General features: G+C 39.7%; 17 protein-coding genes. 9 read left to right on the top strand and 8 right to left on the bottom strand.

The features are described 5' to 3' along the window. Window positions 1-139 precede the first annotated feature (139 nt). Both ccsA and ACTIEV_RS07340 read right to left on the bottom strand, forming a co-directional pair. Window positions 140-2,596, bottom strand: a complete 2,457-nt coding sequence (gene ccsA, locus ACTIEV_RS07345) for a cytochrome c biogenesis protein CcsA (RefSeq protein ID WP_322194586.1) — start codon at window positions 2,594-2,596, stop codon at window positions 140-142. A 44-nt stretch (window positions 2,597-2,640) separates the two neighbouring features. After that, window positions 2,641-3,060 (bottom strand): cytochrome c maturation protein CcmE domain-containing protein, encoded by a 420-nt coding sequence (locus ACTIEV_RS07340; RefSeq protein ID WP_178889706.1) that lies wholly within the window; start codon window positions 3,058-3,060, stop codon window positions 2,641-2,643. Window positions 3,061-3,163: 103 nt separating this feature from the next. Between ACTIEV_RS07340 and ACTIEV_RS07335 the strand changes: the two genes are divergently transcribed. From ACTIEV_RS07335 to ACTIEV_RS07295, 9 genes are all read left to right on the top strand, one after another. After that, complete coding sequence (locus ACTIEV_RS07335) at window positions 3,164-3,700, top strand: hypothetical protein (RefSeq protein WP_322194588.1); 537 nt, start codon at window positions 3,164-3,166, stop codon at window positions 3,698-3,700. A 99-nt stretch (window positions 3,701-3,799) separates the two neighbouring features. Next, window positions 3,800-4,834, top strand: a complete 1,035-nt coding sequence (locus ACTIEV_RS07330) for an agmatinase family protein (protein ID WP_178889704.1) — start codon at window positions 3,800-3,802, stop codon at window positions 4,832-4,834. Between the two features lie 4 nt (window positions 4,835-4,838). Next, complete coding sequence (locus ACTIEV_RS07325; protein WP_322194592.1) at window positions 4,839-5,411, top strand: hypothetical protein; 573 nt, start codon at window positions 4,839-4,841, stop codon at window positions 5,409-5,411. Window positions 5,412-5,496: 85 nt separating this feature from the next. Further along, window positions 5,497-6,810 (top strand): radical SAM protein, encoded by a 1,314-nt coding sequence (locus ACTIEV_RS07320; protein ID WP_322194594.1) that lies wholly within the window; start codon window positions 5,497-5,499, stop codon window positions 6,808-6,810. A gap of 22 nt (window positions 6,811-6,832) precedes the next feature. Further along, a complete protein-coding gene (locus ACTIEV_RS07315; RefSeq protein ID WP_322194596.1) occupies window positions 6,833-7,750 on the top strand; it encodes a DMT family transporter in 918 nt (305 codons plus the stop codon). Window positions 7,751-7,758: 8 nt separating this feature from the next. Then, entirely contained in the window at window positions 7,759-8,961 is a 1,203-nt protein-coding gene (locus ACTIEV_RS07310) for an MFS transporter (RefSeq protein ID WP_322194598.1), read from the top strand. Window positions 8,962-8,986: 25 nt separating this feature from the next. After that, window positions 8,987-9,754: a sulfite exporter TauE/SafE family protein gene (locus tag ACTIEV_RS07305; RefSeq protein ID WP_322194600.1), complete on the top strand. Its 768-nt coding sequence runs from the start codon at window positions 8,987-8,989 to the stop codon at window positions 9,752-9,754. A 231-nt stretch (window positions 9,755-9,985) separates the two neighbouring features. Next, window positions 9,986-10,867 (top strand): hypothetical protein, encoded by an 882-nt coding sequence (locus ACTIEV_RS07300; protein ID WP_322194601.1) that lies wholly within the window; start codon window positions 9,986-9,988, stop codon window positions 10,865-10,867. Between the two features lie 124 nt (window positions 10,868-10,991). Further along, window positions 10,992-12,296, top strand: a complete 1,305-nt coding sequence (locus tag ACTIEV_RS07295; protein WP_439516306.1) for a bifunctional folylpolyglutamate synthase/dihydrofolate synthase — start codon at window positions 10,992-10,994, stop codon at window positions 12,294-12,296. On the opposite strand, the gene ACTIEV_RS07290 is transcribed toward ACTIEV_RS07295, so the two are convergent. The 6 genes from ACTIEV_RS07290 to ACTIEV_RS07265 all read right to left on the bottom strand — a co-directional run bounded on the left by ACTIEV_RS07290 (window position 12,297) and on the right by ACTIEV_RS07265 (window position 16,533). Further along, window positions 12,297-12,854: an NUDIX hydrolase gene (locus ACTIEV_RS07290; RefSeq protein ID WP_322194605.1), complete on the bottom strand. Its 558-nt coding sequence runs from the start codon at window positions 12,852-12,854 to the stop codon at window positions 12,297-12,299. Continuing rightward, window positions 12,855-13,382, bottom strand: coding sequence for a YfiT family bacillithiol transferase (locus tag ACTIEV_RS07285; protein WP_322194607.1), 528 nt, complete (start codon window positions 13,380-13,382; stop codon window positions 12,855-12,857). It lies immediately after the preceding gene. Window positions 13,383-13,517: 135 nt separating this feature from the next. After that, window positions 13,518-14,282: an ABC transporter ATP-binding protein gene (locus tag ACTIEV_RS07280; protein WP_322194610.1), complete on the bottom strand. Its 765-nt coding sequence runs from the start codon at window positions 14,280-14,282 to the stop codon at window positions 13,518-13,520. 2 nt (window positions 14,283-14,284) lie between these two features. Beyond that, window positions 14,285-14,770 (bottom strand): hypothetical protein, encoded by a 486-nt coding sequence (locus tag ACTIEV_RS07275; RefSeq protein ID WP_322194612.1) that lies wholly within the window; start codon window positions 14,768-14,770, stop codon window positions 14,285-14,287. 95 nt (window positions 14,771-14,865) lie between these two features. Then, window positions 14,866-15,870 carry a class 1 fructose-bisphosphatase gene (fbp, locus tag ACTIEV_RS07270; RefSeq protein WP_322194614.1) on the bottom strand — a complete coding sequence of 335 codons (1,005 nt, stop codon included), beginning with the start codon at window positions 15,868-15,870 and terminating at the stop codon, window positions 14,866-14,868. Window positions 15,871-16,029: 159 nt separating this feature from the next. Next, a complete protein-coding gene (locus tag ACTIEV_RS07265) occupies window positions 16,030-16,533 on the bottom strand; it encodes a CAP domain-containing protein (RefSeq protein WP_439516305.1) in 504 nt (167 codons plus the stop codon). Window positions 16,534-16,592: the final 59 nt, after the last annotated feature.

The following is a 16,592-nucleotide window of genomic DNA, read 5'->3' as shown; positions in this document are numbered from 1 at the left end:
AAAAATAGAACTAGTTTTTCTAATTAATGCTGCCTGTGAAGAAAAGTAACCCGGGGGAAAGGATACTTTTAACAAATTGGTGGCTGTTTATGAAACTAATGTCAATCATAAACAGCAACCATATCAGTAAAATAGAATACTACGATGCAACTTTCAAGCTGTTCTTTGATTGACGGTTTCGTTGAATGATGGACATCACAAAACCAACAACCATCACCACAATACCCAACCACAATACATTGATCATTGGGAACTCATACACTTTAAGCGTGATCAGGTCTGTAATGGCCCCACTTTCTTTGATGCCAATCTCCAGCAATCCTTTCTTTTCATCTTTCACTTTATTGAACTTCAAGATCAGACTTTGCGCTGTAACCGTATCTGGAATAGGTCTGAACTCATTTCCGGCTACGGCAATACCCGGTGTTGCAGTATATCTTCTTCCATCTTTAGACAATACAGCGATATCAAGAAACAAAGTTGTTTCACCCTGACTATATAAAGCCACTTGCTCGGTTGGATTTACAGATACTTTATTGAGAATAATTAACCCATTACTATAAAACAAAGTATCCCCTACACTGATCTCACGATTGGTAAAACTAGTTGTATCTTCTGTGCTGTTTTCCTGGAAAGAAGTGATGTATGCAAAAATATCTTTGTGCCAATAATGTTTCGCAGCAGGGTTGGCTGCAAAACCTTCCATGCCTTTATTATTCTTGATCACATCCGGATACAAACTGAAAGAATCATCTCCTTCTTTTGCCTTAAACTTAATTTCATAATAACGCTTTCGGTCTCTTTCATTCAGTGTGTCTTTCACATAGGTAACCATATATCGACCCATATCAGTAGCTACACCTTTGAACAAAGTGATATTCTCAGCCGGATTTCCTGCCGGATTCCCACGTTCTTTGGCATCTTCCTGTCTCAAAGGTGTTACACCTGTGGTATTCCAACTCAATACTGTTTTCTTAGCAGATGAGATCAATATCCCAACAAGTACCAATCCAAATCCAACATGCGCTACGGAAGCACCGGCTGCTTTTAGTTTTCCTTTGAGTCCTAAAAAGATATAAGATGCATTAGCTACAACAGCATACACTGCTGCAAAAATGGCTAGATGAATGGCGAATAAAAATCCGGGGCCTTTTTTATCGTAAGCAACTTCACCAAAGAAACTGATAGACAAACTGAGCAATACAGCCACTACTGTTGGTATCCAGATATTCTTACCAAAAAAGCGCTTGGGTGTGTCTTTGTATTTGAGGTATTGCGTAAGTGCCGTCAATAAGCCAATAATAATCGCTACAAAAATCTGAATCTGGTTATGTGCAAACTCAGGATCTTCCGGCGGAGCGATATTGGTGCCGAATAATTTATTGAAAACAGGTGTTGAAGTTTTAGCGATGATCACCATCCCCGACAAGAACAATACCAAAGACCCTATGAACATCCAGAATTCACGACTATAAGTATTCTCCTCCTTTTGAATGGATGGAATTGATTTGTAATTTTTGAAATACAAAAACAAGGCAGGAACAAAAAATACCAATACAAACAACAGCAACTGTGTATTCATTCCAAGATCTGTAAACGCATGTACAGAAGTATCTCCCAACACACCACTACGTGTCAAGAATGTTGAATACAGAATGAGAGAGAAGGTAATAATATAAAAGAAATAAGTAGGTCTCAGTGAATAACCACTGTGACGATAAATAAGGTTTGTATGTAGCCCTGCTATCAATGTCAACCAAGGAACCAATGAAGCATTTTCCACCGGATCCCATGCCCAATATCCCCCAAATGATAAACTCTCATAAGCCCATGCTGCACCCATCATGATACCGGTACCTAACACTGCCGCAGAAAAAGATGCCCATGGCAAGGAAGGTTTTACCCATTCATGTTTTTTACTCATCAATCCGGCAATGGCATAGGCAAAAGGAACAATGGTAGAAGCAAAACCTAGGAACAAAATGGGCGGATGGATCACCATCCAATAATTCTGCAGCAAAGTATTCAATCCCGTTCCATCTTTAATAAGACTGAGATAGTCTGGTCTTTCGAGAATCGGCCAATCGAACTCATTTCTTAATAACACAAAAGGACTGCTTCCAATCTTTACGCCAAAAATGTATACACCCAACAACATGGTGGCTAAGGCAAATTGAGCAAAACTCATCACTGTCATCACTCCTGCTTCCCAGGCTCTAGCACGCCATATCAATACCCAGCCCAATACACAATGCCAAAAACTCCACAACATGAAACTACCTTCTTGTCCTTCCCAGAAACAACTCAATAAATATTCCATCTGCAGACTTCTGTCGCTGTGGTTGTATGCATATTTGTATTCAAACAGATGATTGGAAATGATATAATACAAAATTCCAAACATGGCCAGTACGCTGATCGTCTCTACCAGAAACGCAACGCGCGCCATTCTGATCCAACCTGCTTTTTCATTTTCCAAATGAATACGGCTTGCCTTAAAATAAGCAATGGTAGCGATGAGAGACGCTACCAATGATAAGATCGCAAAAAAATGTCCTGCCTGTCCGGGTAATAAATGTTCTCCTAAATATTGCATATTGATGGAATTCTGTCAGGGAATAAAATGTAAAATGCCTGGAATTAATTGCTCACTTCTTTATTCATTTCCGGCTGTTGCTGCATGGCTTTGGGATCGTCTTTATACTTGGAAGGACATTTCAACAGAATATCCTTGCACTCAAAATGATCACCTTGCATTTTTCCTTTCAATACCAGACGCTCACTTTTCTCCATATCCGTAGGTTTATTGTTATGGTACACTACTTTGATGCTATTACCTAATGTATCCACAGCTGTAAAAGTGAGATAGTTCGGATTTTTAACCGCATCATATTCCAGTGGCTGGGTTTTATCCAGTTTAGCGATCAAATTCACAAACTTACCTTCCTTTTGTCTGGCAGATTCAATGGTTTCATAGGTGGTCAGATCACCGGTATAGCTAATCAAAACAACAATCGCAGCAGCAATCAAAACCAGTATGATGATATGTGTTTTTTTCATGTCAACCTTTTTACGCTGCAAAAGTAGCCCAAAATGAACAAGCAACACGGGATGTTTGTCAGGCAATCTTGTTAAAACAGATTTCTTTCCACAATTTTAGGACATGGAGCAAGAGAACCCTTCAGAAATAAACACTTTACAGGAATACAAGAAATTCATGGCCAGGATCATAGCAGGCTGGTTATTTCTGATTTTTGTATGTCTTTGGATAAATAGTGCATTACCTTTTGACCACGTAGATTATCCGGTATTCATTGATCCGAAGGTTTTTCAGGTCGATATCTGGAAATGGATCTTCACATCCACCTTTTTACTTATTTTTTTGATCATCCCCGGGCGTTATACAGCTCTTATTCTGGCTTTTCTGATGGGATTTTTCATATATACCTACCTCTACACGGGTCGCTCATTATTTAATCCTGCTTTTGTATGGGTACTAATACCTTTTACACTGCCTGATCGCTGGTTTTTGGAGAGTTGGCTGGGGTTGAAATGGCTCTTGCTGATCAGTTTATTGTTACATGCTTGGTGGCTACCGCTATCTGTAAAAGCTATTCCGGGTTATACCCTATACCTTATCCCCTTTATTGCATGGGAATATCTATTCAAGTCATTCATGGAGAAATATGAGCCGAAATAACCATCAAAAGGGGCAAATAATAAGTTCCCGTGGGCACAAACAGCCATAATTCCGAAAAATGCGCCTAACTTGCGCCCTGTTTGCAATCTAAGAATCATCATGACAGACTTATCGCAGTTTGACCCCAACACGGTTGGTAATCCCAACAACAATATTTTCGGACTCCCTTTTTCTGAAGAAGATGCACGCCTCGTGATACTTCCTGTTCCCTGGGAAGTAACGGTTAGTTATGGTGCAGGTACAGCCCGTGCTGCTGAGCATGTATTAAAAGCCAGTATACAGGTGGATCTCTTCGACGCCGATGTTCCGGGTGGATGGAAACAAGGCTATTACATGAAAGAGACCAACAAAAAGATCTTGTTGAAAAGCGATTATCTGCGCAAAGAAGCGGAATTGTACATCGACTATATCTCCCATGGAGATGAAGTAGAAAAGAACAAATTCATGTGCAAAAGCCTGAAAGAAATCAATGAAGGCAGTTTGATGATGAACCAATGGGTGTATGATGAAACCAAAGCATTGTTAGACAAAGGCAAACTGGTGGGATTGCTGGGTGGTGACCACAGCACTCCGCTGGGTTTCATGAAAGCATTGGCAGAAAAACATGGTGATTTTGGCATTCTTCAAATCGATGCACATTGTGATCTTAGAAAAGCTTATGAAAATTTTGTGTACTCACACGCTTCCGTGATGTACAATGCACTGAATGAAATTCCCCAAATCACCAAACTGGTACAAGCCGGTATTCGTGATTTCTGTGAAGAAGAATGGGACTATATCTGCAATAGTAATTTCAGGGTTATTACTTACTTCGACAAAAACATACAGGAAAGAAAATTTGAAGGCGATACCTGGAAACATATCGCAGATGAAATCGTGAACCAGCTTCCTGAAAAAGTATACATCAGTTTTGACGTTGATGGACTGGATCGTAAATATTGTCCAAATACCGGAACACCTGTACAGGGCGGATTTGAGACAGAAGAAGTATTGTATCTGTTCAAAAAAGTAAAAGAGAGCGGCAGACAATTGATTGGTTTTGACCTTGTGGAGATCGGGGTTGGACAAACAGATTGGGATAGCAATGTGGGTGCTCGTTTATTATGGAGACTCTGTAACCTCATGATCAAATAGTAAAATGGCGGCAAAGACCTTTGATTATATTGTTGTATTAAAACAACGCAACTTTAAATTGGTAGACAATATCAGTATCATGATGTTGCTATTAGCTGTTATTGTTCTTCTGGAAGATGCATTGACGCCATTTTCGAATGCTTCGATCATGCCCTTTACCATTGTAACACTGATACTTGGCTGGATCATTTTTACTTATGCCAAAAAAAGCAACGGTAAAGTTGGATATTATAGGATCGGATTATTGTTTGCTGCATGGGGCTTATTCATCACTTTGAAATCTCCCTATGTATGGATATTCGCTGTGTATGTAATTGCAGCAGTGATGGAAAAACAAGTAAAATTTCCTAGAGAGATCGCTTTTGATGAAACTGAAGTGGTGTTCAATACTTTTCCACGCAAACACTATCAATGGAATGAGTTGAGTAATGTAGTATTGAAGGATGGTTTACTAACACTTGATTTCAAGAACAACAAACTACTTCAGAAAGAAATTGACTCACAAACAACTCCACAGTTAGAGAAAGAGTTCAATGAATTCTGCCAATCAATGATTACAGCAGATACCATAAAATAGATTAATTTACTTCTGTTTACTAATAATGTGTTATCTACAATGCAATATGACTGCGTAGATAGTATATCGTCACAAATCATATAACATGTCAATTCCACAATCTCCATACATACTCTACTCAGATGGTAATGGTAATATCTTTGAAGATACCAGTTTGTATGCCACAGGAAGAGCAGGATGGGATGCATTCCCCATTCCTTTAGATGAATGGATCGAGTTGCCGGATGGTGGAAATTTATATGAATTGCCGGGTCGCAGAGGCATTGGTATTGACGTAGTCACCGGTGAAATGCGTTTATGTGAAAAAGGTTGGGCAGTTGCCGCTTTTATTCCACCTGCACATACAGGTTTATACATTGCTGCTTACGAAACCCTGCCTGACGCCCCTACTTTACCCTTGTTTTGTTATACGGCTGCAGGTTGGTACAATAACAAAACCTATGTACCTGCGGTAAGAATTGAAAAAGACATCAGACAAGAATGCGCAGGCTATGACAGCAAAAAAATTGAAACAGGTACGCAACAGTTACTCAATAACTATCCGGACAATCGTCTGGTCAAACACCTAATGGAGAATTGTTGCATGACATACAATTGTCCGGCAGCAAGAAATTTCTCTCTTTCCAGATGGGAATGTCCGGTTCCCACCTCACCTGCCTGTAATGCCAATTGTGTAGGTTGTATTTCTTTTCAACCCGAAGAAGAAACCATTGTATCTACGCAAGATCGTCTCACATTCAAACCGATGGCGGAAGAGATCGTTGAATTCACCGTTCCGCATCTAATGAATGCTCCATTCCCTATTGTAAGTTTTGGACAGGGTTGTGAAGGTGAACCCTTATTGATGTGGGAAACCATTCGCGAAGCCATTTTACAGATACGGAAACATACAGACAGAGGCAGTATCAATATCAATACCAACGGTTCTAAACCTGATGCGGTAAAAGCTTTATGTGAAGCCGGCCTTAACAGTATTCGTGTAAGCACCAACGCTGCCCGCAAACATATTTATGAGCCCTATTATCGTCCTAATAACTATCGCTTTGAAGATATCATTGAAAGTTTGAAAGTAGTGCGTGGTTATGGAGGATGGGCTAGTATCAATTATTTTGTTTTTCCGGGAATGACCGATAGTATTGAGGAATATGAAGCACTGCGTCAATTGATCATCGATACGGATCTTTCGATGATACAATGGCGTAATTTCAACATCGATCCTGATTGGTACATGGGTAAAATTGGAGTACATGAGACCGGCGAAATGTTGGGGGTAAAACAACTCATGTCATTGATAGCTGAAGAGTTTCCCAAAGTGAGATTCGGATATTTTAATCCGCCGATCGAAAGAATCAAAGGAAATTATGATCAGCATTTTGCAGGTGCTGAATTATACCAATAAGATTTATTGACACTAGTGAATAATGGTTGCAAAAAAAGACTACTACACAGGTATTGCACTTGCCGTATTGGCAACACTTATATGGTCTGGCAATTTTGTGATTGCCCGAGGTGTGAACCAACAAATTCCTCCTGTTAGTCTTGCCTTTTACAGATGGTCACTAGCCACAGTACTCATTGCTCCACTGGCTATCAAAAAATTTAAAGAAGAGAAGCAGATTGTCTTAACAAACTGGAAATACATTTTCTGGGTAGCACTTACAGGTATTACACTGTTTAATACGTTTGTATATGTTGCCGGACATTATACTTCTGCCATTAACATGGCATTGATTGGCACAACCTCCTCTCCCATTTTTGCTACCATCATGGCGGTTGTTTTTTTGAAAGAAAGAATGAATACATTCAGGATCATTGGGATTCTTTTATGTGTTGCAGGAATTGTTTTACTATTATCAAAAGGTAGCTGGGAAAACCTTGCCTCTTTTCGCTTTTCAGTGGGCGATCTTTGGGTACTTGCGGGTGCATTTGCGTTTGCTGTTTATAATATTCTTGTCAGAAAAAAGCCCCGCGGCATTTCAGCTATCAATTTTTTATTCGTCATTTTTTTACTGGGAACCATTTTGTTATTTCCTGCTTACCTAACAGAATTCAATATCACTGGTCCCGTTCAGTGGAATGGAAATTTATATGGATCCATCATTTATCTGGGGTTAGGCACATCTGTAATTTCTTTTCTGTGTTGGAATGCAGCTTTACAAAAATTAGGCACAGGCACCACTGTTCTTTTTGGAAACCTCATCCCCATTTTCAGCACCCTCGAAGCTGTATGGTTATTGGGTGAGCAAATCAATTCCATTCATTTGATCAGTGGATTACTCGTCATTGGTGGATTGATCATTGCCAATACCATGCAAAACCATAACCGTATAAAACAGTAATTTACGGTATGAAGCATGCGGTATCTTCCACTGTTCCGGGTTATGTACTTCCTTTGATTGTTTTTTCACAGTTTGCAGGAACATCTGTATGGTTTGCGGGAAATGCCATCTTACCTGCGCTACAAATACAGTATCAATTACCGGATAGCATGTTGGGAAATATTACCACTGCTGTGCAATCCGGTTTCATCATCGGCACATTGGTATTCGCTTTGTTTAGTATTGCCGATCGATTCTCGCCCGTACAACTGTTTATGTGCTGTGCATTGTTGGCTGCAGTCTTTAATGTGATGGTTATATGGGTAAACAATAATATCGTATTACTATTGGCTTATCGCTTACTTACCGGTTTTTTTCTGGCAGGTGTTTATCCGGTCGGAATGAAGATTGCAGCCGACTGGTATGCAAAAGGATTGGGAAAAGCATTGGGATTTCTCGTGGGTGCTTTGGTAGCTGGCAAAGCATTACCTCATTTGATTAAAAGCACCATACAAGTAGACAATTGGCAGCAAGTGATGATCCTCACTTCTGTTATTGCAGCGTCAGGTGGTTTATTAGTTGGATTATTCTTAAAAAATGGTCCGCATCGTGCCAAATCTATTGGTTTGAAGAAAATTAATTTAGTAAGTCTATTTAAAGACAACTCCTTCAAAGCCGCTTCATTCGGCTATTTTGGACATATGTGGGAACTCTATACATTCTGGGCTTTTATTCCATTAATGATTACTTGGTATAATCATTTTCATGCCAGCTCCATCCCTGTTTCTTTTTGGTCTTTTATGATCATTGCTGTGGGATGTATCAGTTGTATTCTTGGCGGAGCTGTTTCAAACCGAATAGGCAGTGCCAAAGTAGCATGGGTATCTTTAGTCGTATCGGGTATTTGTTGTTTGCTATCACCTCTATTTTTCTATGCCTCTCCCAATATCTTTTTGCTGTGCTTGATGCTATGGGGATGTTTTGTTATTGCTGATTCACCACAATTCTCTGCATTGGTATCACAAACTGCTACGCCGGTAACAAAAGGAACAGCACTCACATTAGTGACTTCTATTGGTTTTGCCATTACCATTGTAAGCATCGAAACCTTGAATCTGATATGGAATCGATTCATGCCTGATACTGTAGCTAAATATTGGCTTTTACCTATATTGGCGATCGGTCCTGTTTTCGGTTTATTCCATATGAAATCTTTACTCCGGAAAAATTAATCCAACATCCTATCTTCATTCCTTCATGGATACCTTTACATTGATTTTATTATGCATTGCCGCTTTTTCTGCCGGATTTGTTGATGCCATTGTTGGCGGCGGCGGATTGATCCAAACCCCTGCGGCACTGGTATTACTCCCAGACCTACCGGTTTCAACGGTGATTGGTTCTTTGAAAATACCTTCATTCAGTGGTACTTTTTTTGCAGCCAGGCAATACCTAAAAAGAACGCAGTTGAATTGGCGCATCACTTCATGGATGTGTATCACTGCTTTTATCGCAGCATTTGCCGGTTCACAGTTATTGACTGTTGTCAGCAATCAATATATGAAACCCGTGATCTTTATTGTACTGGTGCTGGTAGCGATTTATACATATTCTAAAAAAGATTTCGGACAACAGGTGCATAAAAAGCATAGCACGAAATCCATTTTCGGATGGAGTTTATTGATCAGCTTCGTGATCGGATTTTATGATGGGTTTATCGGTCCGGGTGCAGGTAGTTTTTTAGTACTTGCGTTTATTGCTATCCTTGGTTTCGATTTTTTACAAGCCAGTGCCAATGCAAAAATGGTCAACCTCTCCACCAATTTAGGATCGATTGTTTTATTCTTATTAAAAGGCAGTATTCTCTGGACAGTTGCCATTCCAATGGCTATCAGTAATGCCATAGGTGGTATCATGGGTGCATCTTTGGCCATCAAGAAAGGCAATCAGTTCATCCGCATTTTCTTTCTCATCATCGTGATAGCGACCTTGCTTCGTTTTGGTTACGATGTGTTTTGGGGCTAATAGCTGATGGCTTATCGTTCATGGCAAATGGAAGCAATATTCTCCATATACACTTTTTACTTGCTATACGCTATGAACTATTAGCTATGAACCATAGGCTATCTGCTACACCCACAATTAACCTTTCTTTATACCCCAAAAGTGGATTACTGCATGGTTATGGCTGTAATTTTCAACATTGTTCATTGGCTCAAAGCATAGCTGTATTTTTATATGAATAACATTGCAAGCATGACACTCGACTTTGAGAGAGAAAAAAATATCAAAGCATCGCTTATTACAGTAGCTATCTGTGGGGCTTTGTTTTTATTGTTTTTTATGTTGCAATGGAGTTTACCTCAGATTCCACAGCCGGATTTTGGTGAAGGTATTGAAGTGAACCTTGGTAACAGCGAAACAGGACTGGGTGATATTGCACCCCAAATTCCCGGTTCACCCTCTGAAACACAGGATGCCAATACACCCGCACAATCTACTCCTACCACCAATCAACCCAATATTACGGGTGATGAAAATGAAGCGGACGATGCACCTGTTGTCAATAAAACAATCAATAAACCTGTTACCAAACCAATCAGTGAAAACATACCTGCCATCACAAAGCCAACCAATAACACGGTTAGTAATCCAACTCCTCCTGCACCCAAACCCAAAGCAGTATTTCAAGGCGGCACCAGTACCACCACCAGTGGAAATAATGCCGATAGTTACAATGGTGTAAAAAATCAGGGCATTGCGGGTGGAAAAGGTGATCAGGGGAATCCGAATGGTAATCCAAATTCAGATAGCTACAAAGGCAATGCCGCCAGCGGTAATGGTGGTGCCGGTGGTACAGGTGGTGTGAGTATTCGTAGCGGACTAACCGGAAGAAGTTTTAGAAGTATTCCATCTTTTGAAGACGATTTTAATGAGAATGCAAAAGTGGCTGTTGATATTACAGTAGACAAGTCCGGTAATGTTACCATGGCTGTTGTAAATCCCAAAGGCACCACTACTACCAATCAAAATATCAGAAATATCGCCCTACGCAAGGCCAGATCACTGAAGATGAATGCAGGCAATGCGGATGAACAAACAGGGACTTTGGTGTTTAGTTTTAAATTGAAAGGATAACAGGTTTACGATACTTAAAATTATAAGCCATAGGTTCATCCACCTAAGGCGGAAGAATCTGCGGCTTTATCCATCACAATCGCATAGTTTCATACATTTGTCGACAACAGTTTTGAGTCTCACAATGACCTACGCAGAAACGATCGACTATCTATTTACCAGACTACCTATGTTCAGCAGAATCGGAGCTGCTGCTTATAAAAAAGACCTCACCAATACCATTCGTTTATGCGAAGCACTGGGCAATCCTCAGTATCAGTTCAAATCCATTCATATTGCGGGTACCAATGGCAAAGGATCTGTGAGTCATATGATGGCTGCTATTTTTCAAACAGGTGGCTATAAGACCGGATTGTATACTTCTCCTCATCTAAAAGATTTTAGAGAACGTATTAAGATCAATGGTGAAATGTGTTCAGAAGCATTCGTCATTCGTTTCACGGAAAAAATTCAACCCCTGATTGAAGAAATTGAACCTTCCTTTTTTGAGATCACAGTTGCCATGGCATTCAGTTGGTTTGCCGAACAAAAAGTAGATATTGCTGTGATTGAAGTGGGGTTAGGTGGAAGATTAGACAGTACAAACATCATTCATCCCGAATTGAGTATCATCACCAATATCGGAATGGATCATATGAATATGCTAGGGAATACACTGTCAGCTATTGCAGGTGAGAAAGCGGGTATTATGAAAATGGGTATCCCTTGTGTAATTGGAGAATCTGTACCAGAAACCAAACGGGTATTTGATCATATTGCAGAAAAAGTACAAACCGCTTTGATCTATGCCGCTGAAACAAAAAGTATTGTTAACTGGACTTACGAACATCATCAGTTGATCGTAACCATGATTGATCATGCTTCGCAAGAACAACGTGAATATCGATTAGATCTTCCGGGAATCTATCAATTAAAAAATATCATCACTGTTGCAGAAGCTGCTTCCCAATTGGCTTCCAAAGGGTGGAATACAGGAGTTCACATTGTACAAAATGCATTACCGCAGGTTAAAAAATTAACAGGACTCCATGGAAGATGGGAAATCATTCATGAAAACCCTGCAGTAATACTCGATGTGGGACATAATGAAGACGGCATCAAAGCCATTAATCAGCAATTGGCTTATGTACCATACGAACATTTACATATCATCATTGGTATGGTAAAAGATAAAGATATTGATACCGTATTGAACATCTTACCCAAAAATGCCCACTACCATTTTACGCAAGCGCAGATTCCAAGAGCACTCGATGCAGTGAGTTTACAACATCAAGCGAATAGAGTGGGTTTAACGGGAGATTGTTATGCAGATGTCAATGCCGCATTAAAACAAGTCCTTGCCATTGCTCACCCAAAAGATCTGATCCTGATCTGTGGAAGTGTATTTTTAGTAGGTGAAGTAATGATACCAATAGCTAAAGACTAATTATTGAATCGTTATCCAGTTGAGTTGTAACAACGCTTCATATACAGGTCCTAATTGTACTCCATGTTGTATTTTATTTTCGCGCAGTAGCTGTAGAAACTCTTCTTTACTGAACAAGCAAACATCAATGTCTTCAAACTCATCAAAATTTTTTTTCTCGCCTAGAACAGCATTTTTAGCCAGAAAAAAATAAGCTGTATTATCATTGATCGCAGGGTTAGGACATAGTTGACATAAAAACGATACTTCATCCGAATAAAACCCTGTTTCTTCCTGCATCTCACGTATAGCGGCCATCTTAGGATCTTCTCCTTTATCAATTACACCTCCGGGTAACTCATAAGTGATCTGATCAACTGGATAACGATATTGACGAACGAGTACAACTTTTTCATCACTGGTCACCACAAATATATTCGCCCAATTGGGTAGTTCTACTACATAGTACGGTGTAATGATTCTCCCATCGGGAAACTCACATGTATCTGCACGAGCCTGAAACCAGCGATCAATATATACTTTTTCCGATGCTAATTTTTTCCATTTGAGTTCTCGCATTTACCATCTTTTATTTTCACGTAATGTAGTGATATGAGCCGTATGATGTCTGCCATGCCAAGCGTACAATCCTAATAAAAACCACATCGACATTTCTCTGCCATGTTCAGGATGTGTTACTTTTCTCTCCCACTGTTCAGGTGTCAAATCTTTGATCGTAGCCAGCAGCCGCTGATGAACGCCATGCAATAGGGTCAATGAAACATTGATAGGAACCGTTTCAATATCAGCAAGTTTTACCCAGGCATTTTCATCGTAAGGTTTAATCACAGGATTGTCTTCCGTTAACCCTAACCTAAAACGTATATAAGCATTCATGTGACTGTCTGCAATATGATGTACCAACTGTTGCACTGTCCAACCACCATCACGATAAGGTGTTTGTAATTGTGCCGCATCTAAATTCAAAATGGCTCTCTCTACTTCTTCAGGAAGAAACTGTATATCAGCCAGCCATTCTTTCTTTTGTTGCTCACTATAAGGCTTGGGTTCATATTTTCCGATGGGGTAACGCGGGTCTTGGGTCATGGGGTTGGTTTTGGGTGATCAGGTGATCAGGTTATTAGTTATACTATTCTTATTTCTTATTTCTTATTTCTTACTTCCTGTTTCTTGTTTCTCCTTTCTTGTTCCTTGTTTCTTTATTCTTTATTCATCATTCTCTCACCCTCCTTCTCTCAACGCATGTCCGGTCAAGTGAATGAAGACGTCTTCGAGATTGGCTTGTTTGACTTCTTTGGGTTTTTCGAAGCCGGTGGCGACGAGTTCATCGATCAGCTTATCAGGAGAATTCATCGCAATAATTTTTCCTTTATCTACAATCGCTACACGATCGCACAGAATCTCGGCTTCATCCATATAATGCGTGGTAATGATCACTGTTGTTCCTTTATCTCTGATTTGGCGAATTAAATCCCATAAATTTCTTCTGGCTTGAGGGTCTAAACCTGTAGTGGGCTCATCGAGAAAAATAATGCGTGGCTCATTGATGAGTGTGGTAGCAATAGAGAATCTTTGTTTTTGCCCACCACTCAGCTCTTTGAATTTGACTTTTGCTTTATCACGAAGATTGACTGCATCCAATAAATGCATGGGATCTATGACGCGATTGTATAATCCGGCAAACAATTGCAACAATTCCACCAAATTCAATCCCGGATAATACCCTGAAGTTTGTAATTGTACCCCAATGATCTTTTTGATCTCATTGGGCTCTTTATCCAAATCAAATCCATCTACCCATACCTGACCACTTGTTTTCTCACGTAAGGTTTCAATGATCTCCAATGTAGTTGATTTACCGGCTCCATTGGGACCCAACAATCCAAAGATTTCTCCTTGCAATACCTCAAAGCTTAATCCTCTTACCGCTTCAAAATCGCCGTATTTTTTATGCAGGTCTGTAACCTTAATAATAGGTTGACTCATGGCTAAAATTTATACACAAAGCCGGCTTGTTGTGGTGCTACACCAACTCCTAAAACAGCTTTATTATGACGTTGATTGAATAAAGTTACGGCTAAAGCCAGATTTTTTTGTCCTTGTAATGTCAAATACCCACCTGTAATCAATGAGGCAAAACCGCCACCAATCATCGCCCATCCGGTTCCTTTTTTATTTTCGTCAGATAAATTTCTAATGCCGAAAATGATGGCAAAACTTCCTGCCACACCTAAAATTTGTCCGGTTACTTTATTGGACTGGTGTTTAAGGTACAAATCAATCAATTGCTGATCACGGGTACGATAAAATAAGGACATGAATTGTTTACTTCCCCTGTACAAAGTATCCCGATATAAAATATTATTGGGTTTGGGATTGATGATATAGTGCATCTGTCCGGGCTCAAGACGTTGTTGTGCTTGCGAGAAAGAACAAATCAATCCCAAAAAACAAATGGCAAAAAGACGGAGCATTTTTTGCACAAAATAAGAAGAAGAAGGAAATGTTCAATGTTGAATATCGAATATCCAATTTTGAAATTGGATATTCGATATTCGATATTTCTCTGTTATAAATAGCTTTCCAGCTCATCCATCATCTCTCTACTGCCAATAAACAAAGGTGTTCTTTGGTGTAATTCGGTGGGTTGTATATCTAGAATTCGCTGTTTGCCATCGGTAGCGCGTCCACCGGCAACCTCAAGAATAAACGCAAATGGATTGGATTCATACAATAATCGCAACTTACCTTTTGGTTTATCTATCGTACCGGGATACATAAAGATGCCTCCTTTGATGAGATTGCGATGTACGTCTGCCACCATACTGCCGATGTATCTTTGGGTATACGGACCACCGGTATCTTTGGTTTTACGCTGACAAGCATCAATGTATTTTCTAACGCCCTCATCGTATTGAAAAAAGTTACCGTGATTAACAGAATAAAACTTACCGGTTGGCGGACATTTGATATCAGGGTGACTCAAACAAAACTCTCCAATAGAAGGATCTAATGTAAATCCATTGACACCTCTACGGGTAGCATATACAAACATGGTACTGGAACCATAAATCACATAACCGGCAGCTACTTGTCTGTTTCCGGGTTGTAAGAAATCTGCTTTGGTACAAGGCTTTCCTCTCTCACTCACCCTGCGATAGACACTGAAAATCGTTCCTATTGAAACATTCACATCAATATTACCACTCCCATCGAGTGGATCAAACATCACCACATATTTGCTTTGGTTACTCACTTCATCATCAAATACCACAAAATCATCCAACTCTTCACTTCCAATACCCGCACAACTGATACCATGTTGTAAAACACCCATGAATTGGTTATTGGCATAAATGTCTAATTTCTTCACATCTTCACCTTGCACATTAATGGTTCCGGCATCGCCGAGGATGTCAACCAATCCGGCTTTGTTTACTTCTACATTGACACGTTTGGCGGCAAGACCAATATCTCTTAATAAACTACTTAATTCGCCTGTGGCTGTGGGAAACTGTCTTAATTGTTGCAGGGTGAATTCATCCAGGGTAAGGATTCTTCTGTTTATTGTCATGGCTAAGGGCAATCGTTTGCACGAAGATATTTAATTTGATCCTCCCAAGCAGATTGAAAATTTGAAAATTGATTTGTCTCAATCAAGAAGTGTACTTATTACACACCCTAATTACTATGCAATCAGCATTTTTAAGCCGCTTATAGATGGATCAAATATTCATTGCCGCATGAACAATTGGGTAAAATAGATCACCCCTTTTGCATCCTGATAAGTACCGATGCCGGTTAAGGTATAATTGCCTTCAATATTCTTTTTATGTCCCGGACTGTTGATCCATCCCTTTACCACTGCTTCTGCGGACAGTTCTCCGTATGCCAAATTCTCTGCAGCCCCCATTACAGGGCCAATGCTTTTTGATACTACTGCAATTCGTTGCTCAAATCCATCATGACTAAATGCAGCTCTTTTTAAGGCCATATTCTTACTATGAATAGCAGCTTGTTCATTGGCAACCTCCACAAACTTCAATGCGCCCAACCCTTTACGTTTACGGTATTCATTGACATGGTATAAAATGTCTCTGTTCATGGCAGCAGCGCTAAAAGAAGGCGCAGTTGATTTTGTTGAATCGGAACTAACCATATTCCGATTACAGGAAAGCAAAAACAAAGGAAAAGATATAAAGCCGATTAAAATTGTGAGAGTTTTGATATAACGCATATCATTCTTTTTTTCATCTATAAACAACAACTATACCAAATTACAATTGTTCGAATCAT

It is taken from the genome of Sediminibacterium sp. (assembly GCF_051861365.1).
GTDB lineage: Bacteria > Bacteroidota > Bacteroidia > Chitinophagales > Chitinophagaceae > Sediminibacterium.
The sequence above is the reverse complement of the archived record's forward strand: the minus strand, read 5'-3'. Positions and strand labels throughout refer to the sequence as shown.

Excerpts from the sequence above, each read along its gene's own strand:
- ccsA (WP_322194586.1), bottom strand. The coding sequence starts at position 2,596 with ATGCAATATTTAGGAGAACATTTATTACCCGGACAGGCAGGACATTTT.
- ACTIEV_RS07340 (WP_178889706.1), bottom strand. The coding sequence starts at position 3,060 with ATGAAAAAAACACATATCATCATACTGGTTTTGATTGCTGCTGCGATT.
- ACTIEV_RS07335 (WP_322194588.1), top strand. The coding sequence starts at position 3,164 with ATGGAGCAAGAGAACCCTTCAGAAATAAACACTTTACAGGAATACAAG.
- ACTIEV_RS07330 (WP_178889704.1), top strand. The coding sequence starts at position 3,800 with ATGACAGACTTATCGCAGTTTGACCCCAACACGGTTGGTAATCCCAAC.
- ACTIEV_RS07325 (WP_322194592.1), top strand. The coding sequence starts at position 4,839 with ATGGCGGCAAAGACCTTTGATTATATTGTTGTATTAAAACAACGCAAC.
- ACTIEV_RS07320 (WP_322194594.1), top strand. The coding sequence starts at position 5,497 with ATGTCAATTCCACAATCTCCATACATACTCTACTCAGATGGTAATGGT.
- ACTIEV_RS07315 (WP_322194596.1), top strand. The coding sequence starts at position 6,833 with ATGGTTGCAAAAAAAGACTACTACACAGGTATTGCACTTGCCGTATTG.
- ACTIEV_RS07310 (WP_322194598.1), top strand. The coding sequence starts at position 7,759 with ATGAAGCATGCGGTATCTTCCACTGTTCCGGGTTATGTACTTCCTTTG.
- ACTIEV_RS07305 (WP_322194600.1), top strand. The coding sequence starts at position 8,987 with ATGGATACCTTTACATTGATTTTATTATGCATTGCCGCTTTTTCTGCC.
- ACTIEV_RS07300 (WP_322194601.1), top strand. The coding sequence starts at position 9,986 with ATGACACTCGACTTTGAGAGAGAAAAAAATATCAAAGCATCGCTTATT.
- ACTIEV_RS07295 (WP_439516306.1), top strand. The coding sequence starts at position 10,992 with ATGACCTACGCAGAAACGATCGACTATCTATTTACCAGACTACCTATG.
- ACTIEV_RS07290 (WP_322194605.1), bottom strand. The coding sequence starts at position 12,854 with ATGCGAGAACTCAAATGGAAAAAATTAGCATCGGAAAAAGTATATATT.
- ACTIEV_RS07285 (WP_322194607.1), bottom strand. The coding sequence starts at position 13,382 with ATGACCCAAGACCCGCGTTACCCCATCGGAAAATATGAACCCAAGCCT.
- ACTIEV_RS07280 (WP_322194610.1), bottom strand. The coding sequence starts at position 14,282 with ATGAGTCAACCTATTATTAAGGTTACAGACCTGCATAAAAAATACGGC.
- ACTIEV_RS07275 (WP_322194612.1), bottom strand. The coding sequence starts at position 14,770 with ATGCTCCGTCTTTTTGCCATTTGTTTTTTGGGATTGATTTGTTCTTTC.
- fbp (WP_322194614.1), bottom strand. The coding sequence starts at position 15,870 with ATGACAATAAACAGAAGAATCCTTACCCTGGATGAATTCACCCTGCAA.
- ACTIEV_RS07265 (WP_439516305.1), bottom strand. The coding sequence starts at position 16,533 with ATGCGTTATATCAAAACTCTCACAATTTTAATCGGCTTTATATCTTTT.